We start from the raw sequence: 26,583 nt of genomic DNA, 5'->3' as shown, positions 1-26,583 counted from the left end.
GGTCGGCTCTGTGCGGGTGGGGGCGTCGGTGGTCATCGCGTCCCCTGTTCTGGCTGCTCTGGCTGGTTTGGCTGGTTCGGCCGTTCTGGTTGGTCCGGCACTGGCATCGGCGGCTGCGGGGCCGCGCCCAGTTCCGCCCGCATCGCCGCGCGCAGCCGCAACGTACTGACCAGGCGCTGGAACGCCTCCGACCAGTAGCCGCCCGCGCCCGGTGACGCGTCCTCCGGCTCGTCCGGAATCGCGGTGAGCGCGTCGAGGCGGACCGACTCCGCCGGGTCGAGGCAGCGCTCCGCGAGGCCCATCACGCCGCTGAAGCTCCATGGGTAACTGCCCGCGTCCCGCGCGATGTTCAACGCGTCCACCACGGCCCGGCCCAGCGGCTCCGACCACGGCACCGCGCAGACACCGAGCAGCTGGAACGCCTCCGAGAGCCCGTGCGCCGCGATGAACCCCGCGACCCAGTCGGCCTGCTCCCCGGCCGACAGCGCGGCCAGCAGCTTCGCCCGCTCGGCGAGCGAGGCGGCGCCCGGCCCCGCCGCGTCGGGGGACGCGGGAGCGCCGAGCAGCGCCCGGGACCAGGCCGCGTCGCGCTGCCGCACGGCGGCACGGCACCACGCGGCGTGCAGCTCGCCCCGCCAGTCGTCGGCCACCGGTAGCGCCACGATCTCCTCGGGCGTACGACCACCGAGATGCCGCATCCAGGCGGTGAGCGGGGTCGACTCCACCAACTGGCCTAGCCACCAAGACCGTTCACCGCGCCCGGCGGGCGGCGTCGGCGTGACGCCGTCGCGCTCCATGCCCGCGTCGCACTCGTGCGGGGCCTCGACCGTGAGGGTCGGCGTGCTCCTCGTGCCGTTCGCGTGGTCGATGGCCACGCAGGACGCGGCGCGGTCCGCCATCCGCGCGGCGAGCGCGGAGGAGGGGAGGGCGGAGAGCAACTCGGCCGCCGTCGCCCGGACGTTGCGGCTGCGGTCGGTGAGCGCCTGCTCCAGGAACGGCTCGTCGGCGGGGTGGAGCCGCGCCCGCAGGGAGTCGAGGAACATCAGGCGGTCCTCCGCGCGCTCCGTGCCCCATGATCCGGCGAGCAGCTCCCGCGCGGCGTCCGGATCGTGCGCCCGCACGGCGGCGAGCAGGGCGACGCGCTCGGCGAACAGGCCCTCCTCCCAGAGCTGCCGGACCCGCCCCGTGTCCTCCGGGGCGGGCAGCGCGACTCCGCCGCCCGGAGTGGAGCGCAGCGCGAACTTCCAGTCGGGGTTGAGCCGCGCGAGCCACAGCGCGCGCGGCCCGGCGAAGGCGAGGGCCTGAGGGCGCAGGTCGGTGCGCCCACGGGCCGCGTTCAGAAGCGCGGGCAGCAGCTCCGGGGGCGGGGCGAAACCCCGCTCGTTGGCCAGCGTCAGCCACTGCGGCAGCAGTTCCATCAGATCGGGCACCGCGCCGCGCCGGCCGCTGGCCGTGCCGGGCTGCTCGGTGAGCAGCGTGGCCAGGCGGCGGCCGGCCAGGGGCGGCACCCTGGGCCTGGGGTCGTCCGCCGCGGGCTCGGGCGGCACGGCGGCGGGCGCGGGGCACAGGCCTGCCCTGCGCCGGACGGTCTGTACGGCGGCCGCGTCAAGCAGGGCCGACGGGGCGTTCCTGCCCGGAACCGCGACGGGGGGTGTGCGGCGGTCGGTCCCCAGGAGCGCGGCGGTGACCAGCTCTTCCCAGGAGGTGGCGGCGGCCTCGCCGAGCGGGGTCGTGCCGGTCATGAGGTCTCCTTCCTGTTCCTGTGGGGTGCGGGTCGTTTCGGCTGAAGCTCCGGTCGGTTCAGCACAACGGCACCGCTTCTCCCGTTCCTTGCGGCCAGCCCGTCAGGGGTGTGAAGCCCTGGTGGCCACATTCGCCGAACACCGTCACCGGAGCGCCTCCGGAGAGTGCCACCAAGCGCCACAGCCCAGGTCGGGAGCTTGCGGCCGGGGTGATCGGGAGAGCCATGTCGCCCTCTGCGGCGGCCAGTTGCCAGCCGTCCGCGTGCGGTGTCGGTATCACCTCGCGCAGCGTCACCGGCCAGGAGTCCAGCCAGGGATCGCCCCGCAGCGCCTCTCCGTAGCGGGCCGCCGCCTGCGTCACGTCGACACCCGGTGGCCGGACGGTCGTGGGGGACGGCGGCGCGAACTGCTCCCCCAGGTCCGTCCGCAACTGCCCCGCGCCCGGGTACGAGGTCAGCTCGGCGTCGAGTGCCAGGCCGACCGGCAGTGCGAGGGCGGGGGCGCGACCTGCCGCTCCGTACGAAAGGACGAGGGCCGTACGCCCGCTCTCCGTGCCGTGCAGCCAGATGCGGCGGGTGGTGAGCTTGCTGTCCGCCGTGTCGTACTGCGCGAGCACCAGCCAGTGGTCCCGCACCGGCGGCCCTTGCGCGGGTGTCGGCAGGCCCACGCGGGAGCGGACGGTCGTGGCCAGCGCGTCCGGCAGCCGCTCGCGGTTGAGCCACCCCTGGTCGAGGAGGTGGATCAGCGCGCACTCCTCCAGCATCCGCACCGGCCAGCCGGGCCCGGAGGACGGGATGGCCCCCAACTCCCGGACCCGCGCGGCGAGTCCGGGTGCCTGGGCGTCGACCATGCGGGCCGCTGTCTCCTCCCACAGCCCGTACCCCGACTGCTCGGCGGCGGCCAGGCCGCCGCGCAGCAGGTCGGAGAGGCGCTGCTCCAGCTCCGTCGCCCCCGCCGTGACCCGCTCGGCCCGGCGCTCCGCCCTGCGGCGCGCGGCCTCGGGATCGGCGGGCGCCGGCGGGCCCGGCTCGGCGGCCGGTGCCCGCTTCGTCTCCGCTCTCTTACGCCGCGCAGCGAGCCAGTCCTGCGCCCACTCCGGCGGACGCGCATCGGGAACCCTTCCATCCGCTCCCGTCGTCCAGAGCAGCAGCAGCCCGAGCGCGTGCTTGCACGGGAACTTGCGGCTCGGGCAACTGCACTTGCAAGCCGGTCCCGACGCCCCCGTGATGTCCGCGATGTCCACGACCGTCTGATACGGCCGACTGCCGCTTCCCTTGCACAGACCCCATACGACCCCCTCGCTCGAACTGCCTGCCTCTGACCACGGCCCGGCGATGCCGAGCCTGCTTCCCGCCTTGCGTGACGAGGCGTCAGGTGCCAATGCCAGCACCTGATCCGCCGTCCAGCGGACCCCCTGCTGAGTCATGTCTACGACGGTAGGTCCCACCACTGACAATCCACCTGACGCTCGGCATTCTCGCAGGTCAGAGCGGTTTGAGGGGTGATTGTCAGTGCTGTGGTGCACCGTTGGAAACACATCCGGGCAAGGCGTGCCCGGACGAGCTGGAGGGGGATCGCGCCATGACCGTTTCCGTCGACGGGACGACGACCGACGACGAGTCCGCGGATGCGTCAGCGGCTGCGTCAGCTGCGTCCGCTGTGTCCGCTGCGTCAGCATCCGCGCCCGCGGGCGAGCCGCAGGTGCTGCGCCCGCACGCCGAGCACGCCTTCGCGGCCGAACTCGCCGCGCTCGCCGCGCAGGACGACCGGCCGCGGCCCGCCCGCTGGCGGCTCTCGCCCTGGGCCGTCGCGACGTATCTGCTCGGCGGCACCCTGCCGGACGGCACGGTGATCACGCCGAAGTACGTGGGGCCGCGCCGCATCGTCGAGGTCGCCGTCAGCACCCTCGCCACCGACCGCGCCCTGCTCCTGCTCGGCGTGCCCGGCACCGCGAAGACCTGGGTGTCCGAGCATCTGGCGGCGGCCGTCAGCGGGGACTCGACGCTGCTGGTGCAGGGCACGGCGGGCACGCCGGAAGAGGCGATCCGGTACGGCTGGAACTACGCGCAGCTGCTCGCCCACGGCCCGAGCCGCGACGCGCTCGTGCCCAGTCCCGTCATGCGGGCCATGGCCGAGGGCATGACGGCGCGGGTCGAGGAGCTGACCCGCATCCCCGCCGACGTACAGGACACGCTGATCACGATCCTGTCGGAAAAGACCCTGCCCATCCCGGAGTTGGGCCAGGAGGTGCAGGCCGTCCGCGGCTTCAACCTGATCGCCACGGCCAACAACCGCGACCGCGGGGTGAACGACCTGTCGAGCGCGCTGCGCCGCCGCTTCAACACGGTGGTGCTCCCGCTGCCGGAGAGCGCGGACGCCGAGGTCGAGATCGTCTCGCGCCGCGTCGACCAGATCGGGCGCTCGCTCGATCTGCCGGCGGCGCCCGACGGGATCGACGAGATACGCCGCGTCGTCACCGTCTTCCGCGAGCTGCGGGACGGCATCACGGAGGACGGGCGTACGAAGGTGAAGTCGCCCAGCGGCACGCTGTCGACGGCTGAGGCGATCTCCGTGGTCACCAACGGCCTTGCTCTGGCGGCCCACTTCGGGGACGGCGTGCTGCGCCCCGGCGATGTCGCGGCGGGCATCCTCGGCGCGGTCGTCCGCGATCCGGCGGCGGACCGGGTGATCTGGCAGGAGTACTTGGAGGCGGTGGTCCGGGAGCGTGACGGCTGGAAGGACTTCTACCGCGCGTGCCGCGAGGTGAGTGTGTGACGGACGTCGACGAGGCCTGGGTGAGAGGGGGTGCGGGGCATGAGTGACGAGGCGCGCGGGGGCGTGGCGCGGGGCGGGGAGCCGCTGCTGCTCGGGGTGCGGCATCACGGGCCGGGGTCGGCGCGGGCGGTGCGGGCCGCGCTTGAGGCGGCGGCTCCCCGAGTGGTGCTGATCGAGGGGCCGCCGGAGGCCGACGCGCTGGTGGCGCTCGCGGCGGACGAGGGGATGCGGCCGCCAGTCGCGCTGCTCGCGCATGTGGTGGACGAGCCGGGCCGCTCGGCGTTCTGGCCGCTCGCCGAGTTCTCCCCGGAGTGGGTGGCGATCCAGTGGGCCGCAGGGGCGGGGGTCCCCGTCCGGTTCATGGACCTCCCGGCGGCGCATTCACTGGCATGGGAAGAGGCGGCGGACGAGGAGAACTCGGGGGAGAGCGAGGGGCGTTCGAGCCGGGTCGATCCGCTCGGGGTCCTCGCGGAGACCGCCGGGTACGACGATCCCGAGCGGTGGTGGGAGGACGTCGTCGAGCATCGGGGCGCGGGCGGGGACGCGTTCGCACCGTTCGAGGCGCTGGGCGAAGCCATGGGGGTGCTGCGGGAGGAGGACGAGGCCGGCGCGGATGCCGGGTCCGACCGTGACCTCGTGCGCGAGGCCCAGATGCGCATCCAGCTGCGGTCGGCGCAGCGGGAGTTCGGGCCGGGGCAGGTCGCTGTGGTGTGCGGGGCCTGGCATGTGCCGGCGCTGCGGCGGAAGGTGACGGTGGCGGCCGACCGTGCGCTGCTGAAGGGGCTGCCCAAGGCCAAGGTCGACATGACGTGGGTGCCGTGGACGCATCGCCGCCTCGCCCGGGCGAGCGGGTACGGGGCGGGGATCGCGTCGCCCGGTTGGTACGGGCATCTGTTCAACGCCCCCGACCGGCCCGTGGAGCGCTGGCTGACGAAGGTCGCGCGGCTGCTGCGGGACGAGGACAGGGTCGTGTCCTCCGCGCATGTCATCGAGGCGGTGCGGCTCGCGGACACGCTCGCCGTGCTGCGGGGGCGTCCGCTGCCGGGGCTCACCGAGACGACGGACGCGGTGCGGGCGGTGCTGTGCGAGGGCTCGGACGTGCCGCTGTCCCTGGTGCACGACAAGCTCGTCGTCGGGGACGTCCTCGGGGAGGTGCCGGACTCGGCGCCGGCCGTGCCGTTGCAGCGGGACCTCACGCGGTTGCAGCGGAAGCTGCGGCTCAAGCCGGAGGCTCTGGAGCGGGAGTTGGAGCTGGATCTCCGCAAGGAGACGGACGCGGGGCGCAGCAGGCTGCTGCATCGGCTGCGGCTGCTCGGGGTCGGCTGGGGGGAGCCTGTCGAGTCTCGGGGGAGTACGGGGACGTTCCGGGAGACGTGGCGGCTGCGGTGGGAGCCGGAGTTGTCCGTGCGGGTGGCTGAGGCGGGGGTGTGGGGGACCACGGTGCTGGCCGCGGCCACCGCGAAGGTGGAGTCGGAGGCGGTGGGGGCGGGGGCGCTTTCCGAGGTGACCGCGCTTGCCGAGCGGTGTCTGCTGGCGGAGTTGCGGGATGCGTTGCCGGTGGTGATGCGGGTGCTTGCGGATCGGGCGGCGTTGGACGCTGATGTGGGGCATCTGGCGCAGGCGTTGCCTGCGTTGGTGCGGGCGCTTCGGTATGGGGATGTGCGGGGTACGGGGGCGGGGGCGTTGGGCTCGGTGGCGGTGGGGCTTGCCGAGCGGGTGTTTGTGGGGTTGCCCCCGGCGTGCGTCGGGCTTGATCAGGACGCGGCGTTGGCGATGCGGGGGCATGTTGATGCGGTGCATCAGGCGGTGGGGCTGTTGGGGGAGTGGGAGTCGGCGCCTGCTTCATCGGAGCCCGGCAGTGGGGCGTTGTACCCACCTGTTCCGCTGTGCGGAACGCCTGCCCACAATGAGAACGGGCGCGGAGGGGTGGCGCCTGTCCACGGCGGGGGCGGGCGGGGAGAGGTGACACCCGCCAATGGGGGCGGGGGCGGAGGGCTGGTGTCTGTCCGCGGTGGGGGCGGTGGTGGTGCCGATGGGTTGCGGTTGCGGTGGTTGGGCGCGTTGCGGGGGTTGGGGGAGCGGGAAGGGGTTGCCGGGGTTGTTCGGGGGCGGTGTGTGCGGTTGTTGTTGGATTGTGGGGAGTTGGGGAGTGGGGAAGCCGGGCGGTTGATGGGGGTTGCTCTTTCTCGGGGGAGTGAGCCTGGGGAAGCCGCCGCCTGGATCGAGGGGTTTGTCGGGGGTGGGTCCGGGGGCGGGATGTTGCTCGTGCACGACGAGCGGCTGCTCGGGCTCGTCGACGACTGGCTGAGCGGGGTTTCCGACGGCTCCTTCACCGATGTGCTGCCGCTGCTGCGGCGTACGTTCTCCGCCTATGAGCCGGGCGTGCGGCGGACGTTGGGGGAGCTGGTGCGGCGCGGGCCCGCGGCGGGCGGCCCCGCCCCTGCCGCGGCCGGTGGGATACCCGGCTTCGGGGCGGAACTCGACGCGGCGCGGGCGGACGCCGTACTGCCGGTGGTCGGACTGTTGTTGGGGGAGGGGCAGGGGTGATGGAGAGGAGTGCGATCGACGTGGGTGAAGAGGGGGTCGTCGATGCCGGCGAGGAGCGGCTGCGGCGGTGGCGTCTTGTGCTGGGTGGCGGCGCCGCGGACGGTACGGGGCAGGCGCTCGCCGGGCGGGACGCGGCGATGGACGGGGCGCTCACCTCGCTGTACGGCGGTGGGGCGGAGAAGGGGGAGAAGAGGGGTGGGGGTCGGGAGCGTACGGCGGGGCTCGGGGCTTCCGCGCCGTCCGTGGCGCGCTGGCTCGGGGACATCCGGACGTACTTCCCCTCGTCCGTCGTCCAGGTGATGCAGCGGGACGCCATCGAGCGGCTCGGTCTCTCCACGCTGCTCCTGGAGCCGGAGATGCTGGAGGCGGTGGAGGCCGACGTCCACCTGGTGGGGACGCTGCTCTCCCTGAACAAGGCCATGCCGGAGACGGTCAAGGAGACCGCGCGCACCGTCGTGCGCAAGGTGGTCGACGACCTGGAGCGGCGGCTCGCCACCCGCACCCGGTCCACCCTCACCGGCGCGCTCGACCGTAGCGCGCGCGTCAGCAGGCCGCGCCACCACGACATCGACTGGAACCGCACGATCGCGGCCAACCTCAAGCACTACCTGCCGGAGCACCGGACGGTCGTGCCCGAGCGGCTCGTCGGGTACGGGCGGGCGTCGCAGTCCGTGAAGAAGGAGGTCGTCCTCTGCGTCGACCAGTCGGGGTCGATGGCCGCGTCCGTCGTCTACGCCTCGGTGTTCGGCGCTGTGCTCGGGTCGATGCGGTCCATCGACACCCGGCTCGTCGTCTTCGACACGAATGTGGTCGACCTGACCGATCAGCTCGACGATCCCGTGGAGGTGCTCTTCGGTACGCAGCTCGGCGGCGGCACGGACATCAATCGGGCGCTCGCGTACTGCCAGTCGCAGATCACCCGGCCCGCGGACACGGTCGTCGTACTGATCAGCGACCTCTACGAAGGGGGCATACGGGACGAGATGCTGAAGCGGGTCGCGGCGATGAAGGCGTCCGGAGTGCAGTTCGTGACGCTGCTCGCGCTGTCCGACGAAGGAACACCGGCGTACGACCGCGAGCACGCGGCGGCGCTCGCGGCGCTCGACGCACCGGCGTTCGCCTGCACCCCGGATCTCTTCCCCGAGGTGATGGCAGCGGCGATCGAAAGGCGCCCTCTTCCCATACCGGACATGAATACGCATCGGTAACAGGGGACTTGCGCGAGGGCGGGCGCCCCGTGCGAGGATCGGCGGGCTTCATTCCGCCGTGCGCTTCACGCCACCTCGGACTCGACCCAGCAGAGGATCCCCCTCGTCTTGAACCCCGCAGCAGCCGTTCTGCCCGATGCCGCCGTGCGCCTGGTGCGCGCGGTGGCCGGGCGGCGTGCGCTGCAAGTGATGCTGCTGCTCGCGGGGTTGCTCGTGCTCGGCTTCCTCTGCGGTGAGCGGGCACAGGCGGCGGACGGACTGCCGACGGCGCCCGATCGCGTGGAATCCGCGCGCTCGGTCGATGCGGATACGGCAGATACAGCAGATACAGCAGATACGGCAGATACGGCAGATACGGCAGTTTCAGCGGATTCGGCGGATTCGGCGGATTCAGGGGTGCGGGACGCGCGCTCGACTGTGCGCGAGGCTCCCGAAAAGCTTGCCGCCGGTGCCCAGGCCGCCGAGCGCGCCGTCGACGGCGTGCGTGACGTCGCCGTGCGCGGTGTCGTGCGGCCCATCGTCGACGAGGTCACCGGGCTGCTCGACGGTGCGCCCCAGCGGGTGCTGCCGGGCATGCCGCAGATGCCGGAAGCACCGGCGCTTCCGGCCCCCGATACCGGCATCGGTGCCGGTGCCGGTGCCGGTTCAGGCCCGTCCGATGGCGTCGCCGGGTCCGGTGGCGACCAGGGCGCGGCGCGTGCCGCCGCGCACGAGGGGCGGAAGTCCCATGCGCCGCGGGCCGAGTCCTCGTACGGCACAGGCGACGCGGCGTATCCCTTCGGCGGGACAGCGCGAGGCGAGCGTTTCCCCGGCGACGGCGGTGGTGACTCCGCCGATGCCCACCGTGGCGGGCACGCCCCCTTCCCCGCGCCCGGCGATCCGGTGCGGACGCTGGGCGGGCCTTCGGCCGGTGACGGAAGTTCGACACGGCACGGCGAGCCGGGTGCCGCCTCGGGTGCCGACCGTGCGCCGGTGCGGCTGATGCCGGGTGCGGGGGCCTCTCAGGTCTCCGCGCCGATCCGCGACAGACACCGGGACATCCCCGAATTCCCTGGCTAGGGCAGCCCTTCTCCCCGCGATGACCTGCCGCGCGGGGGCGGAACAGGTCTGCCCGCCGGCCCCCTTCCCGGACATCCCCGGACCGGGCCGGATCCACAGCCGGAGCTCGCGCGCATGCCAGAGCTCGAATTCGAAGGATCTGACGCAAGCATGAACAAGAACATCCGCCGTTCCATCGTCATAGCCGCCGGTGTCACGGGTGCCTGGGCGCTCGGCTCCGCCGTCGCCAGTGCGGACGAGCTGCCGCAGCACTCCATCGCCCTGCCGGACCAGGCCGCCGACGCGGTCGACGCGGTGGACGACGTAAACGTTGTCGACGACGTGAGCGTCGACGACGTCTCCGTCTCGGGCGCCAAGGGCGACGTCGCCGAGGTCAAGGAGAAGGCGAAGTCCACCGTGGCGGAGGCCGAGTCCACCGTCGCCGACGTCAAGGCCGCCGCCCCCAAGGCCGACCTCCCCCAGGTCGACGCCCCGGCGGTGACCACCCCGGACGTCAGCACCCCCGAGGACTCCGTCGACTACCTCTTCGGCCCTCTCTCCGCCTTCGCCCCGGAGCTGGAGAACACCACGGCGAACGCCACCGCGACGGCCACGACGACGGCCACCACGACCGCCGCGCCCATCGTCGACGAGACGGCCACCGCCGTGCTGCCGCCCGTCGCCGCCACCGCCGTGGCCGGTGTCGTGCCGGTCGCGGGCCAGGCGGTCAATGACGTCACGTACCTGGCGCAGGGCGTCGTCGGCGACGTACAGCCGTTCGCGGGCGGTGTCGTCGGCGAGGTCACGCCGTTCGCGCAGAGTGTCGTCGCCGACGACGTGCAGCCCTTCGCCGGTGGCGTCGTCGGCTCGGTCTCGCCGCTCGTGCGGACCGTCACCGACCAGGTGAGCCCCGTCGTGCAGGGTGTCGGCGGCAGCGCGGACCAGCTCGCGTACGGCGTGACGGGCGACGTGGCGCCGTTCGCCGGCGGTGTCGTCGGACAGGTCCAGCCGTTCGCGCAGGACCTGACCGGCACGGTCGCCCCCGACGCGCAGTCGCTCGCCGGGAACGCCGTCACGGGCGTCCAGGGCGTGACCGACTCGGTGGCCCCGAGCTACCTGCCGACGTACGAGCAGGCGTACAACGCGACGCACAACGCGACGTACAACGCGACGCACAACGGCTGATCAAGAACGAGCCACCCGTACGGCAGCACCAGCCCTACCTGTAGTAACGGGTGCAAACGGGCGGCCCCTGGAAGCTCAGGGGCCGCTCACCCCCGTAATCAGGCGGCTGTGAGGGCGGAATCTGTGACAGTCATCACCGCCCAAATGTGATCCGCGATTTAGGGACCCGCCTCCCTCGGCGATAACCTGCGAGACGGACATGCCGCGTACCGGACTCCGTCCTACGCCTCCCTTGTGACAGCGCAGTCACGTTGCCCTCCGCGGCACGCCCACGCAGACAGCTGACCACAAAGCAGCGAGATCGCAGCGAGATCACGGAAAAGGGACGGACGCGCGTGGACCTGTTCGAGTACCAGGCGAGGGACCTCTTCGCCAAGCACGGTGTACCGGTGCTGGCCGGTGAAGTCATCGACACGCCTGAGGCGGCGCGTCAGGCCACCGAGAAGCTGGGCGGCAAGTCGGTCGTCAAGGCGCAGGTGAAGGTCGGTGGCCGCGGCAAGGCCGGCGGCGTGAAGCTGGCGGCGAACCCGGACGAGGCCGTCGCTCGCGCGACGGACATCCTCGGCATGGACATCAAGGGCCACACGGTCCACAAGGTGATGATCGCCGAGCTGTCCCCGGAGATCGAGGCGGAGTACTACGTCTCGTACCTCCTGGACCGCACCAACCGCACCTTCCTCGCCATGGCGTCGGTGCAGGGCGGCATGGACATCGAGGAGGTCGCGGAGAAGACCCCCGAGGCCCTCGCGAAGGTCCCGGTCAACGCCGTCGAGGGCGTGACCATCGAGAAGGCCCGCGAGATCGTCGCCCAGGCGAAGTTCCCGGCCGACGTGGCCGAGGGTGTCGCCGAGGCCATGGTGACCCTGTGGGAGACCTTCGTCGCCGAGGACGCGCTCCTCGTCGAGGTCAACCCGCTGGTGAAGACCAAGGACGGCCGCATCCTGGCCCTTGACGGCAAGGTCTCGCTCGACGAGAACGCCGACTTCCGCCAGCCCGACCACGAGGCCCTCGAGGACAAGGACGCAGCCAACCCGCTCGAGGCTGCCGCCAAGGCCAAGAACCTCAACTACGTCAAGCTCGACGGCGAGGTCGGCATCATCGGCAACGGCGCGGGTCTCGTCATGAGCACCCTCGACGTCGTCGCGTACGCCGGTGAGGCGCACAACAACGTCAAGCCCGCCAACTTCCTCGACATCGGCGGCGGCGCCTCGGCCGAGGTCATGGCGAACGGCCTGGAGATCATCCTCGGCGACCCGGACGTCAAGTCCGTCTTCGTCAACGTCTTCGGCGGCATCACCGCGTGCGACGAGGTCGCCAACGGCATCGTCCAGGCCCTGGAGCTCCTCAAGTCCAAGGGCGAGGAAGTCACCAAGCCGCTGGTCGTGCGCCTCGACGGCAACAACGCGGAGCTGGGTCGCAAGATCCTGAGCGACGCCAACCACCCGCTCGTGCAGCGTGTGGACACCATGGACGGCGCGGCCGACAAGGCCGCCGAGCTCGCGGCCGCGAAGTAAGGGACGAGGGACAGAACAGCCATGGCTATCTTCCTCAACAAGGACAGCAAGGTCATCGTCCAGGGCATGACCGGTGCCACGGGCATGAAGCACACCAAGCTCATGCTGGGTGACGGCACGAACATCGTCGGCGGCGTGAACCCGCGCAAGGCCGGCACCGAGGTCGACTTCGACGGCACGTCCGTGCCGGTCTTCGGCACGGTCAAGGAGGCCATGGAGGCGACGGGCGCCAACGTCTCCGTCCTCTTCGTGCCGCCGGCCTTCTCCAAGGCCGCCGTGGTCGAGGCGATCGACGCCGAGATCCCGCTCGCCGTGGTCATCACCGAGGGCATCGCCGTCCACGACTCCGCCGCCTTCTGGGCGTACGCGAAGTCGAAGGGCAACAAGACCCGCATCATCGGCCCGAACTGCCCCGGTCTGATCACGCCGGGTCAGTCGAACGCCGGCATCATCCCGGGCGACATCACGAAGCCGGGCCGCATCGGCCTGGTCTCGAAGTCCGGCACGCTGACGTACCAGATGATGTACGAGCTCCGTGACATCGGCTTCTCGTCGGCCGTCGGCATCGGTGGCGACCCGGTCATCGGCACGACGCACATCGACGCCCTCGAGGCGTTCGAGGCCGACCCCGACACCGACCTGATCGTCATGATCGGCGAGATCGGCGGCGACGCCGAGGAGCGTGCGGCGGACTACATCAAGGCCAACGTGACGAAGCCGGTCGTCGGTTACGTCGCGGGCTTCACCGCGCCCGAGGGCAAGACCATGGGTCACGCCGGCGCGATCGTCTCCGGTTCTTCTGGCACCGCACAGGCCAAGAAGGAGGCCCTTGAGGCCGCCGGGGTCAAGGTCGGCAAGACGCCGACCGAGACGGCCAAGCTCGCGCGGGCGATCCTCGCGGGCTGAGTCTGCCTGAACCGTTGAAAAGTGGGCCCGCACCTCTTCCGGGGGTGCGGGCCCACTTGCTGTTTTGATCTGCGGGTTCGTGGGGGCTTGTCGCGCAGTTCCCCGCGCCCCATTGGGGAGCCTATTCCGCTTGGGGCGCCTATTCCGCCTGCGGGGTCAGGCGCTCTGGGCCGCTTGTCAGCTCGCCCCGGAGCTTCTTGTGCAGGGTCTCGTCCTGGTACGACAGCGGACCCGGTCCCATCCTCGGCGGTACCCCGTTGATGGCCTTGCCCGGGGACTGCGGGGGCTCGTAGTGGGTGGGGGCCGTGCGGAGGGTGAGGGCCGTCGCGCCGATGATCAGGGCGGTGAAGGCGATCGCCGCGCGGGTCCAGAAGCGGGCGCGGTGCTCGCTTCCGGTGCGGACCCGGTCGGCGCTCGGGGGCCGCAGCTTCTCGGCGGTGCAGAGTTCGCCCAGGCGCCGGTGCAGGGCGTCGGGCGTGGCCGCCGTGTCGGGCAGCTTCGCGGCGATCGCCTCGCGGGCGCGCAGCAGGCGGTTGGCGGCGGCGGGGGTGCTGGCCTCCGTCTCGGCGGCCGTCTCGGGCAGGTCGAGGCCGACGCCGTCGTAGAGCAGCAGGGTGCGGCGCTGGGCGGGCGGCAGGCTCAGGAGTACGTCGAGGAAGGCGCGGTCGGCCGGTTCGGCGGGCGGCGCCTCGGGCTGCCGGTGGGCGGGGCGCAGTCGGTGCCAGGGGGACATCGCGTACTCGTGGGCCGCCGCGCGGACCCAGCTCTCGGGGTCGCGGTCGACGGCGACCTCGGGCCAGCGCTGCCAGGCGAGCTGGAAGGCGCGCTCGACGGATTCCTGGGCGAGGGTGCGGCGGCCGGTGAGGAGATAGGTCTGCCGGACGAGGGTGGGGGCGCAGGTCGCGCAGAGGGCGTCGAAGGCCTGGGCGGGGGTCAGCTTCGTGGCGGGGGGCGCGGTCTCGGCGGGGGGCAGGGTCTCGGCGGGGCGCAGGGTCTTGGCAGGATGCACTGTCTCGGCCGGGTGCACGGTGTTGGCAAGGTGCACGGTCTCGGCCGGGCGCAGGGTCTTGGCGCGGCGCACGGTCTTGGCGCGGCGCACGGTCTTGGCGGGTGGCCGCTCCGGTGTGGTCACCGCGCCGGGGATCGGCGCTGTCGGGACCGGCTTGGACGCGGGAGGCTTCGCCGTCGCGGCCGGAGTGGCCAGCAGCTTCGCGTACGCCTCTCGTCTGCGGCCCCGTGGAGTGGTGCGGCCCGACTCCCAGGACCGGACCGTCGCGCAGGTGACGCCCACCTTCTCGGCGAGTTCGGCCTGGCTCAGGGACCGGGCCTCGCGCAGACGCCGGCGTTCCTTGGGGGACGGCAACGGGGTAGCAGGGCTGCTCTGGGTCATGTCGGACTCTCCGCGCCGGGGGCCGTGTGCCGTCGTGCGGCGGGTAGCCGGGCGCAGCTGAACCGCCGTACGAAAAAGTACATAAACGTATCTTGAGCGACACATCGGGTATTCGCCTGTTACAGGGAGAAAGCGCGTGTCGTTGGGAGCATGGCCGTGTGACGCACCTCACCGACCGCAGCTCTCCGTTGCCGCCCCTGAAGCCGCTGTTGGAGCGGGCCCGCGGCCGATCGCCCGGATTGGGGACGTGCCTGTTCGGCGGGGCCGTCGCGGCCGGGCTCGGGCTCGGTTCGTGTGCCGTCCTGGTGATGGTGCTGTGGATCAGCTCGCCCTATCCGGACAGCGGGCCCGGCGGGGCGCTGCATGTCGCGGCCGCGGTGTGGCTGACCGCCCACGGGACCGAGCTGATCAGGACGGACACGCTGTCCGGGGTGCCCGCGCCGGTCGGGGTGACGCCGTTGCTCCTGGTGGCGCTGCCGGGCTGGCTCGTGCACCGGGCGGCGCGGGACGCGGCGGATCCCGAGGGGCGGGGGATGGCGGTGCGTACCGCGTGGTGCGGGGTCGTCGGCGGCTATCTGCTGGTCGGCGCGGCGGCGACGCTGTACGCCGCCGGGGGTGAGCTGCGGCCGTCGTGGGTGAGCGCGGCGGTGTGGCTGCCGGTGGTGGCGGTGGGGGCGGGGGCATCGGGGGTGTGGGCGGCGCACGGGCGGCCGCGGGGGCCGCTGCCGTCGTGGGTGACGCGGGCGCTGGGTGTGCTTCCTTCGGGGGTACGTCCCTTCTTCGTACGCCGATGTGTCCTTGCCGTCACGCGGGCCGCGGCGGCCGGGACGCTCGTGTTGCTCGGGGGTGGTGCGCTGATCGTGGCGGTGTCGCTGGTGCTGCACGGGGGGCAGGTGCGGGAGTCGTTCGCGCAGGTCACTGACGTGTGGTCGGGGCGGTTCGCGGTGCTGCTGCTGGCTGTCGCGCTGGCGCCGAACGCGGCGGTGTGGGGGGCGGCGTATGGGCTCGGGCCCGGGTTTGTGCTGGGGGCGGGGAGTGCGGCGGGGCCGCTTTCGGTGGGGGCCGGGCCGTTGTTGCCGGCGTTTCCGTTGCTGGCCGCGGTTCCGGGGGAGGGGGCGGGGTCGCCGCTGACGTGGGCCGCGGGGGTGGTGCCGGTGGCGGCGGGGTGTGCGGTGGCGTGGTTCACCGTGCGGGTGGCCGCGCCGGCGTACGGGGCGCGGGAGGAGGCGTGGTCGCGGGGGAGGACGGCTGTTGTCGCGGGGGTGGCGGCGGTGTTGTGCGGGGTGGTGGTGGCGGGGCTCGGGGCGTTGGCGGGTGGGGCGTTGGGGGTGGCGGTGCTTGCCGAGTTCGGTCCTGTGTGGTGGCAGGTGGGGGGTGCGGCGTTGGCCTGGTGCGGGGGGATCGGGGTGCCGGGGGCGTTGGCCGTGCGGGCTTGGCGGTTGCGTACGCGGACGGCTGCGCCGGGGCTGCGGCGGCTGCGCCTGCGGTGGCCGCGGCTGCGGAGGCGTGCGGCTGCTCTTCCGGAGGTTGCGCCTCCGGAGACCTCGGCGTTCGAACCGTACGACTTCTCGCCGGGCGGCAGCAGTGAGGACTGGCACTCCGACGCTGCCCGCGAGGCCCGCTGGACTGCGCTGAGGGAAGCAGGGGAGCGGCCTCCCCCTGCCCCCTGACGCTCCGGGCACCCGGCACTGGGGCTGTGCCCACCCTTCCCCAAGCTCTCGGCTCCGCTCGACCAGGGGAGACCCCACTCGCCCTGCGGAACGCCTGCCCACAGCAAGGGGGCAGGGGGTGGGCGGGAGAAGAGCCCGGGGCACCCCGCTGCGGGGCACCCGGTTGCCTTCCGGGCGGAGTTACTCCTGCTCTCCCAGCAGCGGGCGGAGCTGCTTCGGGAGGAGGTCTTCGCAGGACTGCTTCGCCGTTGTCGTCAGTGCGTCGTTCACGCACGTGTAGTAGTCCCGGTACACCAGCTGCGCGGCGAACGTCGCCGCCACCATCGCCAGGGCCAGCGATGCCGTCACCAGGCCGCTGACCGCCGCCGTGGTCTGCGGCTTCCTGCTCTCCGGGGTGGGGGCCGGAGCCGTCGGGTCCGGCGTCTTCGGCTTGGCCCGCAGCGCGCTGATACCCCAGTTCAGCGCGAGCGCGCCCAGCAGCAGGGCGACGTAACGCCAGCCGAAGAGCGCGAAGAAGAAGGCCCACATTCCGGAGAGCAGGGCGTAGCGCGCCCGGCGCTGGGCCGGGTCGGTCGGGTCCCAGCGCATACCGGTGCCGGGCCCCTGCTGGCCGTCGGGCCCCTGCCCGCCGCCCTGCTGGCCGGGACGCTCGCCGAAGCCGCCGCCCTGGGAGCGGCCCGGCTGCCGGTCGCTCCACTGGCTGCCCCAGGGAGAGTTGCCCTGGTCGCCGGAGCCCGAGCCGGAGCCCGCGCCGTCGCCGCCGTTCCCGGGGCGCGGACGCCACGGCTGGTCCGGCGTCCCCTCCGGCGGCGGCGCGAAGGGATTGTCGTCCTTCCCGCCCGAGCCGGACGAGCCCGAGCCGGACGAGCCCGAGTCCTGGGAGTCGGAGTCCTGCGGCGGGGACGACGGGCGGCCGTCGCGCAGCAGCGTCGAGCCACGCTCCCCTCCGTGCGTCAACCCGAACGCGAAGGACAGCGGGAGGCGGAGGCTACGGTCCGGCATCAGGTGTGCGTCTTCCCCTTGGTTGAACGGCTTGGCATAGCGACTGGCACAGACGCTACCTCCCGGCCGCGCCCCCGTCCCGTGAGGGGCGCCTCCGTGTGCCGGTATCGTTGCTGACGGTCGGCCGCTTCGTAGAGTTCCCCGTATCGCGGGACACGAAGCCTTTGTATGACCGTACAAAAGCGACCGTACAAAGACGGACTTCCCGAGAAAGGGCCCCGCTGTGGCCAAGAGCCCTGTGGCCAAGCGCCTCGTCGTGCTGGTCTCCGGATCAGGCACGAACCTGCAGGCTCTGCTCGACAAGATCGCGACGGACGGGACGGCCGGCTACGGAGCCGAGATCGTCGCGGTCGGCGCCGACCGCGACGGCATCGCGGGCCTGGAGCGCGCCGAGCGCGCCGGGATCCCGACCTTCGTGTGCCGGGTGAAGGACCACGCGGGCCGCGAGGAGTGGGACGCGGCGCTCGCCGACGCCACCGCCGCGTACGAGCCCGACCTGGTCGTCTCGGCCGGGTTCATGAAGATCGTGGGGAAGCACTTCCTCGCCCGGTTCGGCGGCCGGTTCGTGAACACGCACCCCGCCCTGCTGCCCAGCTTCCCCGGGGCCCACGGTGTGCGCGACGCCCTCGCGTACGGCGCGAAGGTCACGGGATGCACCGTCCACTTCGTCGACGACGGCGTCGACACCGGCCCGATCATCGCCCAGGGCGTGGTCCCGGTCGGGGACGAGGACGACGAGAGCGCTCTGCACGAGCGCATCAAGGAAGTCGAGCGAAGGCTGCTCGTCGATGTCGTGGGGCGTCTGGCCCGTAACGGCTACCACATTGAGGGACGAAAGGTTCTTATCCCGTGACCGCCGAAGCTACGAACGCGAACGGTACGCAGCGCCCCATCAAGCGCGCGCTCGTCAGCGTCTACGACAAGACCGGCCTGGAAGAGCTCGCGCGCGGGCTGCACGCCGCCGGCGTCGAGCTCGTCTCGACCGGTTCGACCGCCGCGAAGATCGCCGCGGCCGGGGTGCCCGTCACCAAGGTCGAGGAGCTGACCGGCTTCCCCGAGTGCCTGGACGGCCGGGTCAAGACCCTGCACCCGCGCGTGCACGCCGGCATCCTCGCCGACCTGCGCCTGGAGGACCACCAGCGCCAGCTCGCCGACCTCGGCATCGAGCCGTTCCAGCTGGTCGTCGTGAACCTCTACCCCTTCAAGGCGACCGTCGCCTCGGGCGCGAGCCCCGACGAGTGCGTCGAGCAGATCGACATCGGCGGCCCCTCGATGGTCCGCGCCGCCGCCAAGAACCACCCCTCGGTGTCGGTCATCACCAGCCCTTCCCGGTACGCCGACGTGCTCGCCGCGGTCCGTGACGGCGGCTTCGACCTGACGGCGCGCAAGCGGCTCGCCGCGGAGGCGTTCCGCCACACCGCCGAGTACGACCTGGCCGTCGCGACCTGGTTCGCCGACGACTACGCGGGCGACGGCTCGGCCTTCCCCGAGTTCCTCGGCAGCGCGTACGCCCGCAAGAACGTGCTGCGCTACGGCGAGAACCCGCACCAGGGCGCCGCCCTCTTCGTCGACGGCAATGGCGGCCTCGCCGAGGCGGAGCAGCTGCACGGCAAGGAGATGTCGTACAACAACTACACGGACACGGACGCCGCGCGCCGTGCCGCGTACGACCACGCCGACCCCTGTGTCGCGATCATCAAGCACGCCAACCCGTGCGGCATCGCGATCGGCGGGAACGTCGCCGAGGCGCACCGCAAGGCGCACGCCTGCGACCCGCTCTCCGCGTTCGGCGGCGTGATCGCCGTGAACCGGCCGGTGTCGAAGGAGATGGCCGAGCAGGTCGCCGAGATCTTCACCGAGGTCATCGTCGCGCCGGAGTACGAGGACGGCGCCCTTGAGGTCCTCACCAAGAAGAAGAACATCCGCGTGCTCCGCGCCCACCAGGCGCCGGCGGGCGCCGTGGAGGTCAAGCCGATCGACGGCGGCGCGCTGCTCCAGGTCACCGACCGGTTGCAGGCCGACGGCGACAACCCCGCCAACTGGACGCTGGCCACCGGCGACGCGCTGAACCCGGGCGAGCTCGCCGAGCTCGAGTTCGCCTGGAAGGCCTGCCGCGCGGTGAAGTCCAACGCGATCCTGCTCGCCAAGGACGGCGCCTCGGTCGGCGTCGGCATGGGTCAGGTCAACCGCGTCGACTCCGCGAAGCTCGCCGTCGAGCGGGCGGGCGTGGAGCGCGCGCACGGCGCCTACGCGGCGTCCGACGCGTTCTTCCCGTTCCCCGACGGCCTGGAGATCCTGACCGCCGCGGGCGTCAAGGCCGTGGTGCAGCCGGGCGGTTCGGTCCGCGACGAGCTGGTCGTCGAGGCCGCGAAGAAGGCGGGCGTGACGATGTACTTCACGGGGACGCGGCACTTCTTCCACTGACCTCGCCACGCACCACAACGGGCCGTGCCCCCCTCTCAAGAGGGGGGCACGGCCCGTTGGTCGACTGCTCGCGTCAGTAGCGCGGGCGGGCGAACCACGCCGTACCGCTCGGCACGACCGGTGCGATCGTGATGATGACGGCGAAGGTGACCCAGATCAGCGGGAAGATGATCGCGGTCGCCAGACCCGAGTCGAGACCGACGAAGAGGCCGATCAGACCGAGGATGCCGCCGAGCGCGCCATAGACGACCGTGGTGATCCGGACGCCCTGGCCGCCGCGGCTGAACTTCACGCCGAGCGTGATGGAGAGCGCCGCGAGCCCGGCCGCGATCAGCGCGGCGATGATCGCGATGCCGGCCACCGCGTCGCCGGCCTCGCCCATGCCGGTGAGGCCCAGGTCCTCGCCGCTGTCACCGGCGTCGCTGGCGATCGCACCCACGTAGAGGTAGACGATCGCGGCGAGGATCTGCACCGCCGAGATCAGGAACAGGAAGACGCGCGCGGTGACCAGGAGGCCCGGCATCGACTGCTGCATCGCGTTGCCGCCCGGATAACCGGGGTACGCCGGCTGCTGCGGGTAGGCGCCGTAGCCCTGCTGGGGCGGAACACCCGGAGGGGCCTGCTGGGGGTAGCCGTAGCCGGGAGAGGCCGGTGGCTGCTGGGGCGGCTGCCCGTAAGGGTTGTTCGGGTCGCCGTAACTCATGGCGGTCTTCCTCCGTCGGGTAGTGCGGGGACGACGCGGCACATCACGGAGGAAGTTCTACAGATGCGGTCCGTCCCCCCGACACTGCCCGCGGCACTGTGCCGCATATCGTTCTTTAGGCCGGGCTTATTTGTCCAGCCGCATTCCCTATGTGTTGTGCAAGTGCAACAGAGCTGGTCAGGTCTTGGGACACGGCCGGGACATCGCAGGACACAGCTGGGACACAGGCGGGCTCCGGGAGGCATCCTGATTGGAACCGGGCGGGTCTCATCCGGGAAGATGGGGTCATGACCGCCCAGATTCTCGATGGCAAGGCCACCGCGGCCGCGATCAAGTCCGACCTGACCGCCCGCGTGGCGGCCCTGAAGGAGAGGGGCTTCACCCCCGGCCTCGGCACCGTCCTCGTCGGTGACGACCCGGGAAGCCAGAAGTACGTCGCCGGAAAGCACCGTGACTGCGCCCAGGTGGGCATCGCCTCCATCCAGCGTGAACTGCCCGCCACCGCGACGCAGGACGAGATCGAGGCCGTCGTCCGCGAGTTGAACGAGGACCCGGCCTGCACCGGCTACATCGTGCAGCTCCCGCTGCCCAAGGGCATCGACGAGAACCGCGTCCTCGAACTGATGGACCCGGACAAGGACGCCGACGGCCTGCACCCGATGAACCTCGGCCGCCTCGTCCTCAACGAGCCCGCGCCGCTGCCCTGCACGCCGAACGGCGTCATCACGCTGCTCCGCGAGCACGGCGTGGAGATCAACGGCGCGGAGGTCGTGGTCGTCGGCCGCGGCGTCACCATCGGCCGCTCGATGCCGCTCCTGCTCACCCGCCGCTCGGAGAACGCGACGGTCACGCAGTGCCACACCGGCACCCGCGACCTCGCCTTCCACCTGAAGAAGGCCGACATCATCGTGGCCGCCGCGGGCGTCCCGCACCTGATCAAGCCCGAGGACGTGAAGCCCGGCGCCGCGATCCTGGACGTCGGCGTCTCGCGCGACGAGACCGGCAAGATCGTCGGCGATGTGCACCCCGGCGTCGCCGAGGTCGCGGGCTGGATCTCGCCGAACCCCGGCGGTGTCGGCCCGATGACGCGCGCCCAGCTCCTCGTGAACGTCGTCGAGGCGGCCGAGCGCGCCGCCGCCGACGCGAGCTGACCGGGAAGAGGGCGAGCCCATGAGCGTAGGCGCGAAGGGCGGGAACGGAGCGGCGGCGTCGTCGCCCGAGCCGGATGCCGTCGAGGGGGCCGAGGAGAGCGGGGCCGCGGAGCCCGAGGGTCAGGAGAGCGGGCCGGCCAAGCGGACGTCCCGCCGCTTCCCCCTCTTCACCCGCGACACCGCGCGCCCCGAGGGCGGCGGCCGGGCCGCGAGCGGTGACGCGCCGGCGCCCGCGCGGCAGTGGCCGCTGCTCGCCGTGGTCGCGACGGTGGCGATCGGGCTGCTGCTCACCGCCCTCGACGTGTTCCGCGTCGGCACGATACTGATCGGCCTCGCCCTGGTCGCGGGCGCCGTCATGCGGTGGGCGCTGCCGGACGTCGGGATGCTGGCGGTGCGTTCGCGCTTCACCGACATGGTGACGTACGGGGTGCTCGGCACCGCCATCGTGTTCCTCGCGCTGATGGCGCAGCCGGACCCCTGGCTGAAGATCCCGTTCCTGAGCGAGACGCTGCACCGCACGATCACGACGTAGCGGCGGCACGGCACAGCGGGCGGCCCGTCCTCTCCCCCCGGGATGAGGACGGGCCGCAGTCGTTCAGCGAGCCGTGTCGCCTACCACCAGACGCCGGCGCGCAGCTTCTTCCACGTGTTCTTGCCGACCTGCCCGTCGTCGGAGATGTGGGCCTTCTGCTGGACCTTCACCACGGCGTTGTAGGTCTTGGTGCCGAACTTGCCGTCCTTCGCCAGGAGCGGCATGTACGAGGTGTTGATGTTGATCAGGCACTGGACTTCCTTGATGCGCTTCGCCGCGGCGCTGCCCGTCTGGCCCGCCTTGGTCAGCGCGTTGCCGTCGTAGTAGCCGCAGTAGGTGCCGGCGCGGGCCTCGGCCTGGACGCCCTGCCCGGCGGGGGCGGCGGTGGCGCCGGCGGCCGAGCCGAGGGCGAGACCGCCGCCGAGGACGGCCGTGCCGGCCGCGAGTGCGATGCGCTTGCGTACGTTCATGAGCTGATGTCCCTTCAGGTCCCGGGCCGGGTCCCCCCGTTGGGTCCCCCGATCGGCCCGTGATCCGTGCGGTCGCGGTGGTCGGCCGCGCCGCTGTGCTGCTGGTCCAAGAAGCTACGGGCGCCGCCAGGGGCGCGTCGTCACATGCCGGGTTGACGTTCGGCGAGGCCCCGCGCGGTAGCCGCGCGGTTCCTGCAACTTCCGCGGTACCGCGAAAGTTTGACGTTCCTTCGGCCATTCCGGCGTTACGCTGCGGCGATGCGGATCCGCCCAGCCGTCGCCGACGCGGCGATCGCGGTCGCCCTGACCACGGTCGCCGTGCTCCTCGGGCAGGAGTCCGTCCGCCAGGGCTGGCCCGAACTCGACGTCTTCGGCTACGTGTTGGTGGCCCTCGCCAACGTCCCCGTGGTGTTCCGCGGCCGGGCGCCGCTCGCGGTGCTGCTCCTGGTGCACGCCGTGTGGATCGTGTACGTCACCGCCGGCTACTGGCCCGTGGTGAACAGCTTCGCGCCGATGCTCACCCTCTACACCGTCGCCTCCCTGCGCCCCGCCCGCGTCTCCGTGCCCTGCGCGGTGCTGATGAGCGCGGTCTGGATCTACGCCGGGCTGGTCACCGAGGGTGCCTCGATGGCGTCCGTCGCCGGTCAGGCCGTCGGATTCGGGCTCGTCCTGTGGCGGTTCGGCCATGTCGCCCGGCGCTCCGCCGAACTGGCCCGGCAGCTGAAGCGCGAGCAGGACGAGCGTGCCCGGCGCGAGGTGGCCGAGGAACGCGGGCGCATCGCACGGGAGTTGCACGACGTCGTCGCCCACCACATGTCGGTGATCTCCGTGCAGGCGGGCCTCGCGAAGTTCGTCTTCACCTCCGACCCGGACACCGCGCACGCCGCGCTCTCCACCATCTCCGGCACCAGCGGCGAGGCACTCGAAGAGCTGCGCAGGATGCTGCGGGTGCTGCGCGCGGGCGAGGGGAGCGGGGGCGGCGACGGCGCCCCCGACGCACCGATGCCTGGACTCGCGCGGCTCGGCGAGATGGTGGAGCGGGTGCGCGCCGGGGGAGTCGAGGTGGAACTGCGCACCGAGGGCACACCCCGGCCGCTCGCCCCCGGCGTCGAACTCTGCGCGTACCGCGTGGTCCAGGAGGCCCTGACCAACGTACTGAAGCATGCGCGAGGAGCCGCCGCCGTCGTCGAACTCCGGTATCTGCGGCACCATGTGACGGTTTCGGTCACGAATGACGGGGAGGGGGTGATTCCGGACAGAGTGGGCGCGGGGAGCGGTCACGGCTTGATTGGGATGCGGGAGCGGGCCAAGCTCTACGGCGGGACGATCAGCATCGGCCCGCTGAGCGGAGGAGGGTTCGCCGTGCGCCTTACCCTGCCGACCTCCGCGCAGGCCGCATCGCAGGGGGACGACGCGACTTAAATGACCAGGGTGCTCGTCGTCGACGACCAGTTCCTCATCCGGGCCGGACTGGTCGGGCTGCTGCGCGCCGCCCCCGGCATCGACGTCGTGGGCGAGGCGGGCGACGGCGCCGAGGCCGTCGAGCTCGCCGCCGAGACCCGGCCCGACGTCATCCTCATGGACATCCGGATGCCCGGCATGAGCGGCATCGTCGCCACCGAGAAGATCCTCGCCGAGGCCCCCGAACCACCGCCGCGCGTCCTGGTGTTGACCACCTTCGACCTGGATGAGTACGTGTACGGGGCGCTGCGCGCCGGAGCGTCCGGGTTCCTGCTCAAGGACTCCGGTCCGGAACGGCTGCTCGCGGCGGTGGCCGCGGTCGGCGGTGGCGACGCGCTCTTCGCGCCCAGCGTCACCTGTCGCCTCGTCGAGGCGTTCGCCCGGCAGTCGGGCGGGAGCGAGCCGGATTCCCCGCCGCCGCCCGACCTGGGCGCGCTGACGCTGCGCGAGGTCGAGGTCCTGAAGCTGATCGCGCGCGGCCTGTCCAACGCCGACATCGCCGAACGCCTCTACATCAGCGAGGCCACCGTCAAGACCCACCTCAACCGCACGATGAGCAAACTGGACCTCGACAGCAGGGCGCAGGCCGTGGTGGTGGCGTACGAGACGGGACTCGTCACACCGGGCGCGGGCCGCTGACCCGCGACGTGTGAAGCGGCGCCCGTCCTCTCCCCCGATGAGGACGGGCGCCGCTGTGGTGCCCCCGAATGCACGGTTTCCGTAAGGGCGGCGCGGGGTGGACCGCGCCGCCCGTCGTGCATCACCGACGATGCCCGGCGGCCGGTCGGGGGCGCCAGATCCGTCGGCACGATCAGGCGCGCGCGGGACGTCCCGGGCGATGACCTGCGTATCCATCGCGCGTGGGGCGGCAACGGCGGGACGCTCCAACAGGGCGCCATGGCAAGGGAGTTCGACTTGCCGGATATGCCGGACGCCGGAACTGGCGTCCACCGTTCGGGCATCCTCTCCTTACAGGGATCTCGAGACATGGGGTGGAACATGTCGCGATGGAAGGAGCTGCCCGACTCGCTTGACCCGCGGGTGCGGCAGTTCGTCGTACGGCTGCGCAGGCTCAAGGACCACAGCGGTCTGGGTCTCGCGGCGTTGGCGTCCCGGACGGGGTACAGCCGCTCGTCCTGGGACCGGTATCTCAACGGCAGGTCGCTGCCGCCCGCCGACGCGGTCGAGGCGCTCGCGGTGGCCTGCGACAGCGAGCCGGCACCGCTGCTCGCGCTGCGCGAAGTGGCTGCGGAGGGCTGGGAGTCGGAGGCTGACGCGGGCGCGGACACCGACCCGGCCGCGGCTCCCGCGTCCGCTCCGGCCGCCGCGCGAAGGCCGGTGCCCTGGCTCGCGATCGTGCTGTCGAGCCTGTGCACGGCGCTGGTGATGCTCGCGGTCTTCGCGCTGCTCGCGCCATGGGAGGAGGAGAGTGGGGACAAGGGGGACGACCGGCCGTACACGGGGGACGCCCACCCGGAGTACGGCGAGTTCGAGTACGAGCCGGGCAAGTCCTACGAGTGCCGCGTGAAGCGGGACGACGACGGCCGGCTGTACGCGGGCTACAGCCGCACGCGTACGGAACTGATCGAGCGGCAGTCCACGCGGTGGTCCGTCGTGGAGGCGCAGTGCCTCCTGGAGTACCGCGAGGCATCGCCCGGCGTCGCCGACGGGGCGTTCGGCAACAACACCGAGCGCGCGGTGAAGCGGATCCAGGACAAGGGGAACATCGCGGTGGACGGGAAGATCGGTCCCGACACATGGAAGGTGCTGCGCAAGTGACCGGCCGGGACGCGCCGTCGGAGGGCGTGCGGCTCGCCGGGACGCTCCGCGAGCTGCGGGCCGCCGCCGGGCTGAGTCTGGCCGCGCTCGCGGCGAAGACGCCGTACAGCAAGTCGTCGTGGGAGCGCTACCTCAACGGCAAGGTGCTGCCGCCCCGGCAGGCCGTCGAGGAGCTGTGCGACCTCGCGGGGGAGCGGCGGGACCGGCCGCTCGCCCTGTGGGGGCTCGCGGAGTCCGCGTGGAGCGGCCGGGCGGGCTCCGGCGGCGTACGGGCCCCGGCCGCTCAGCCGGAGCCCGCCGACGACCCGGCGCCGGCGGAGCCCGCGGGCCGGCGCCGGCGCTGGCGCTCCACCGGCTTTCTCGCCGGGGCGCTCGGCGGGCTCGCGGCCGTCGCCGCCGGGGTGCTGCTCGTCGTCTCGGGCCTCGGGGGCGGCGGTACGGATGCGAAGGGCGCGCCCACCGGCTCCAAATCGGCGCCGGGGCCCGGCTGTTCGGGCGACTCCTGCACCGGCAAGGACGCCGAGGCCACCCGCTGCTCGGGCGCGGCGAACCCGCCGGGCACGCTGGCCGAGCACCGCTTCGGCGGCGGCACGGTGGTCAAGGTGCGGCGCTCCGTGGAGTGCGGCGTGGTGTGGGCCCGCATCGACCGGGGGCGGATCGGCGACCGGGTGGAGATCGTCGCGCCGGGCATCGGCACCCAGCAGACCGAGGTGCGGGACCGGTTCGACGAGGAGGGCTCGCTGCCGACGCCGATGGCCGCGGCGGCGCGGGACGCGCTGGCCGACGTACGGGGCTGCCTGGTGCGGGACGGCGAGCGGTGGTGCTTCGGGCCCGACGGAATGGACGACCCGGAGAACAAGGGGTAGCGGCCGGGAGAACGAGACGGCGCCCGTCCTCTCCCCCGTGGGAGGACGGGCGCCGCCGGTCTGTGGGGGCCGCTTTCAACGAGTTCCAGCGTCATGCCCGCGCCAATTCCGTTCAAGGGATGCCTTGCCCCTGTGGCACGGAGGTGACCATTCCGCAATGGTGTGCGAAGCCCGCAACAGGCGCTGACCGGGCGCGGAGGGAACCACTTCGGGCCGCCCG

The 26,583-nt window shown here is 72.5% G+C and carries 22 protein-coding genes; 16 read left to right on the top strand and 6 right to left on the bottom strand.

The annotated features are described in order from the left end of the window. Positions 1-32: 32 nt before the first annotated feature. Both ACIBKX_RS12335 and ACIBKX_RS12330 read right to left on the bottom strand, forming a co-directional pair. The gene (locus ACIBKX_RS12335) at positions 33-1,742 is read right to left on the bottom strand and encodes a DUF5691 domain-containing protein (RefSeq protein ID WP_363273011.1); all 1,710 of its coding nucleotides are present in this window, start codon (positions 1,740-1,742) and stop codon (positions 33-35) included. A 58-nt stretch (positions 1,743-1,800) separates the two neighbouring features. Then, on the bottom strand, positions 1,801-3,168 hold the full coding sequence (locus tag ACIBKX_RS12330; RefSeq protein ID WP_363273012.1) for an SWIM zinc finger family protein: 1,368 nt from the start codon (positions 3,166-3,168) through the stop codon (positions 1,801-1,803). 155 nt (positions 3,169-3,323) lie between these two features. On the opposite strand from ACIBKX_RS12330, the gene ACIBKX_RS12325 reads away from it, so the two are divergent. The 7 genes from ACIBKX_RS12325 to sucD all read left to right on the top strand — a co-directional run bounded on the left by ACIBKX_RS12325 (position 3,324) and on the right by sucD (position 12,915). Next, positions 3,324-4,517, top strand: a complete 1,194-nt coding sequence (locus ACIBKX_RS12325) for an AAA family ATPase (RefSeq protein WP_363273013.1) — start codon at positions 3,324-3,326, stop codon at positions 4,515-4,517. Positions 4,518-4,556: 39 nt separating this feature from the next. Next, positions 4,557-7,064, top strand: coding sequence for a DUF5682 family protein (locus tag ACIBKX_RS12320; protein WP_363273014.1), 2,508 nt, complete (start codon positions 4,557-4,559; stop codon positions 7,062-7,064). After that, positions 7,064-8,272, top strand: coding sequence for a VWA domain-containing protein (locus ACIBKX_RS12315; protein ID WP_363273015.1), 1,209 nt, complete (start codon positions 7,064-7,066; stop codon positions 8,270-8,272). Before ACIBKX_RS12320 ends, ACIBKX_RS12315 begins: the two co-directional genes overlap by 1 nt. Before the next feature lie 108 nt (positions 8,273-8,380). Beyond that, complete coding sequence (locus ACIBKX_RS12310; protein ID WP_363273016.1) at positions 8,381-9,331, top strand: hypothetical protein; 951 nt, start codon at positions 8,381-8,383, stop codon at positions 9,329-9,331. A gap of 150 nt (positions 9,332-9,481) precedes the next feature. Then, the gene (locus ACIBKX_RS12305) at positions 9,482-10,495 is read left to right on the top strand and encodes a hypothetical protein (RefSeq protein ID WP_363273017.1); all 1,014 of its coding nucleotides are present in this window, start codon (positions 9,482-9,484) and stop codon (positions 10,493-10,495) included. Between the two features lie 335 nt (positions 10,496-10,830). Next, on the top strand, positions 10,831-12,009 hold the full coding sequence (sucC, locus tag ACIBKX_RS12300; protein ID WP_363273019.1) for an ADP-forming succinate--CoA ligase subunit beta: 1,179 nt from the start codon (positions 10,831-10,833) through the stop codon (positions 12,007-12,009). A gap of 21 nt (positions 12,010-12,030) precedes the next feature. Beyond that, positions 12,031-12,915, top strand: a complete 885-nt coding sequence (gene sucD / locus ACIBKX_RS12295; protein WP_360768732.1) for a succinate--CoA ligase subunit alpha — start codon at positions 12,031-12,033, stop codon at positions 12,913-12,915. 139 nt (positions 12,916-13,054) lie between these two features. On the opposite strand, the gene ACIBKX_RS12290 is transcribed toward sucD, so the two are convergent. Then, positions 13,055-14,305 carry a sigma factor-like helix-turn-helix DNA-binding protein gene (locus tag ACIBKX_RS12290; RefSeq protein WP_363273020.1) on the bottom strand — a complete coding sequence of 417 codons (1,251 nt, stop codon included), beginning with the start codon at positions 14,303-14,305 and terminating at the stop codon, positions 13,055-13,057. A 158-nt stretch (positions 14,306-14,463) separates the two neighbouring features. Here ACIBKX_RS12290 and ACIBKX_RS12285 point away from each other — a divergent pair, with 158 nt between their 5' ends. Beyond that, positions 14,464-15,975 (top strand): DUF6350 family protein, encoded by a 1,512-nt coding sequence (locus tag ACIBKX_RS12285; protein ID WP_363273021.1) that lies wholly within the window; start codon positions 14,464-14,466, stop codon positions 15,973-15,975. A 180-nt stretch (positions 15,976-16,155) separates the two neighbouring features. Here the strand turns inward: ACIBKX_RS12285 and ACIBKX_RS12280 are convergent, their stop codons facing one another. Beyond that, positions 16,156-16,977, bottom strand: coding sequence for a hypothetical protein (locus ACIBKX_RS12280; protein WP_363273022.1), 822 nt, complete (start codon positions 16,975-16,977; stop codon positions 16,156-16,158). A gap of 223 nt (positions 16,978-17,200) precedes the next feature. On the opposite strand from ACIBKX_RS12280, the gene purN reads away from it, so the two are divergent. After that, the gene (purN, locus tag ACIBKX_RS12275; protein ID WP_363273023.1) at positions 17,201-17,830 is read left to right on the top strand and encodes a phosphoribosylglycinamide formyltransferase; all 630 of its coding nucleotides are present in this window, start codon (positions 17,201-17,203) and stop codon (positions 17,828-17,830) included. Continuing rightward, entirely contained in the window at positions 17,827-19,401 is a 1,575-nt protein-coding gene (purH, locus tag ACIBKX_RS12270; RefSeq protein WP_363273024.1) for a bifunctional phosphoribosylaminoimidazolecarboxamide formyltransferase/IMP cyclohydrolase, read from the top strand. Before purN ends, purH begins: the two co-directional genes overlap by 4 nt. Positions 19,402-19,474: 73 nt before the next feature. Here purH and ACIBKX_RS12265 read toward each other — a convergent pair whose 3' ends face one another. Next, the gene (locus tag ACIBKX_RS12265) at positions 19,475-20,104 is read right to left on the bottom strand and encodes a hypothetical protein (protein WP_363273025.1); all 630 of its coding nucleotides are present in this window, start codon (positions 20,102-20,104) and stop codon (positions 19,475-19,477) included. Between the two features lie 287 nt (positions 20,105-20,391). On the opposite strand from ACIBKX_RS12265, the gene ACIBKX_RS12260 reads away from it, so the two are divergent. Both ACIBKX_RS12260 and ACIBKX_RS12255 read left to right on the top strand, forming a co-directional pair. After that, positions 20,392-21,255 carry a bifunctional methylenetetrahydrofolate dehydrogenase/methenyltetrahydrofolate cyclohydrolase gene (locus tag ACIBKX_RS12260; RefSeq protein ID WP_363273026.1) on the top strand — a complete coding sequence of 288 codons (864 nt, stop codon included), beginning with the start codon at positions 20,392-20,394 and terminating at the stop codon, positions 21,253-21,255. 19 nt (positions 21,256-21,274) lie between these two features. Then, positions 21,275-21,787 carry a DUF3017 domain-containing protein gene (locus ACIBKX_RS12255; RefSeq protein WP_363273028.1) on the top strand — a complete coding sequence of 171 codons (513 nt, stop codon included), beginning with the start codon at positions 21,275-21,277 and terminating at the stop codon, positions 21,785-21,787. 80 nt (positions 21,788-21,867) lie between these two features. Here the strand turns inward: ACIBKX_RS12255 and ACIBKX_RS12250 are convergent, their stop codons facing one another. Then, positions 21,868-22,257, bottom strand: coding sequence for a peptidoglycan-binding domain-containing protein (locus tag ACIBKX_RS12250; protein ID WP_363273029.1), 390 nt, complete (start codon positions 22,255-22,257; stop codon positions 21,868-21,870). A gap of 258 nt (positions 22,258-22,515) precedes the next feature. On the opposite strand from ACIBKX_RS12250, the gene ACIBKX_RS12245 reads away from it, so the two are divergent. The 4 genes from ACIBKX_RS12245 to ACIBKX_RS12230 all read left to right on the top strand — a co-directional run bounded on the left by ACIBKX_RS12245 (position 22,516) and on the right by ACIBKX_RS12230 (position 26,363). Next, positions 22,516-23,679 carry a sensor histidine kinase gene (locus ACIBKX_RS12245; RefSeq protein ID WP_363273030.1) on the top strand — a complete coding sequence of 388 codons (1,164 nt, stop codon included), beginning with the start codon at positions 22,516-22,518 and terminating at the stop codon, positions 23,677-23,679. Beyond that, on the top strand, positions 23,680-24,357 hold the full coding sequence (locus ACIBKX_RS12240) for a response regulator transcription factor (protein WP_363273032.1): 678 nt from the start codon (positions 23,680-23,682) through the stop codon (positions 24,355-24,357). A 360-nt stretch (positions 24,358-24,717) separates the two neighbouring features. Continuing rightward, positions 24,718-25,497: a helix-turn-helix domain-containing protein gene (locus ACIBKX_RS12235; protein ID WP_363273033.1), complete on the top strand. Its 780-nt coding sequence runs from the start codon at positions 24,718-24,720 to the stop codon at positions 25,495-25,497. Then, positions 25,494-26,363, top strand: a complete 870-nt coding sequence (locus ACIBKX_RS12230) for a helix-turn-helix domain-containing protein (RefSeq protein ID WP_363273034.1) — start codon at positions 25,494-25,496, stop codon at positions 26,361-26,363. The genes ACIBKX_RS12235 and ACIBKX_RS12230 overlap by 4 nt, the downstream gene beginning before the upstream one ends. Positions 26,364-26,583 lie beyond the last annotated feature (220 nt).

The organism is Streptomyces sp. NPDC050658 (assembly GCF_044457025.1).
In the GTDB taxonomy this organism is placed as follows: domain Bacteria; phylum Actinomycetota; class Actinomycetes; order Streptomycetales; family Streptomycetaceae; genus Streptomyces.
The sequence above is the reverse complement of the archived record's forward strand: the minus strand, read 5'-3'. Positions and strand labels throughout refer to the sequence as shown.